The organism is Streptomyces sp. NPDC048623 (genome assembly GCF_040650755.1).
Lineage (GTDB): Bacteria > Actinomycetota > Actinomycetes > Streptomycetales > Streptomycetaceae > Streptomyces.
Genome location: NZ_JBEZHV010000059.1, coordinates 1 through 1,205, shown reverse-complemented (window position 1 = coordinate 1,205; position 1,205 = coordinate 1). Strand labels below are relative to the sequence as shown.

The following is a 1,205-nucleotide window of genomic DNA, read 5'->3' as shown; positions in this document are numbered from 1 at the left end:
CTTCAGAACTAACACAGTGGACGCGAGCAACTGAGGACAAGCCCTCGGCCTATTAGTACCGGTCAGCTCCACCCATTACTGGGCTTCCACATCCGGCCTATCAACCCAGTCGTCTACTGGGAGCCTTACCCTCTCAAGGAGGTGGGAATACTCATCTCGAAGCAGGCTTCCCGCTTAGATGCTTTCAGCGGTTATCCCTCCCGAACGTAGCCAACCAGCCATGCCCTTGGCAGAACAACTGGCACACCAGAGGTTCGTCCGTCCCGGTCCTCTCGTACTAGGGACAGCCCTTCTCAATATTCCTGCGCGCACAGAGGATAGGGACCGAACTGTCTCACGACGTTCTAAACCCAGCTCGCGTACCGCTTTAATGGGCGAACAGCCCAACCCTTGGGACCGACTCCAGCCCCAGGATGCGACGAGCCGACATCGAGGTGCCAAACCATCCCGTCGATATGGACTCTTGGGGAAGATCAGCCTGTTATCCCCGGGGTACCTTTTATCCGTTGAGCGACGGCGCTTCCACAAGCCACCGCCGGATCACTAGTCCCGACTTTCGTCCCTGCTCGACCCGTCGGTCTCACAGTCAAGCTCCCTTGTGCACTTACACTCAACACCTGATTGCCAACCAGGCTGAGGGAACCTTTGGGCGCCTCCGTTACCCTTTGGGAGGCAACCGCCCCAGTTAAACTACCCATCAGACACTGTCCCTGATCCGGATCACGGACCCAGGTTAGACATCCAGCACGACCAGAGTGGTATTTCAACGACGACTCCACAACCACTGGCGTGGCCGCTTCACAGTCTCCCACCTATCCTACACAAGCCGAACCGAACACCAATATCAAACTGTAGTAAAGGTCCCGGGGTCTTTCCGTCCTTCTGCGCGAAACGAGCATCTTTACTCGTAGTGCAATTTCACCGGGCCTATGGTTGAGACAGTCGAGAAGTCGTTACGCCATTCGTGCAGGTCGGAACTTACCCGACAAGGAATTTCGCTACCTTAGGATGGTTATAGTTACCACCGCCGTTTACTGGCGCTTAAGTTCTCAGCTTCGCCACCCCGAAGAGTGACTAACCGGTCCCCTTAACGTTCCAGCACCGGGCAGGCGTCAGTCCGTATACATCGCCTTACGGCTTCGCACGGACCTGTGTTTTTAGTAAACAGTCGCTTCTCGCTGGTCTCTGCGGCCACCCCCAGCTCA

Annotated in this window: 1 rRNA gene; it reads right to left on the bottom strand. The window is 56.3% G+C overall.

The window, feature by feature from the left end:
- Nucleotides 1-32 precede the first annotated feature (32 nt).
- Nucleotides 33-1,205, bottom strand: a 23S ribosomal RNA gene (locus tag AB0C73_RS36035); the annotation flags it as partial.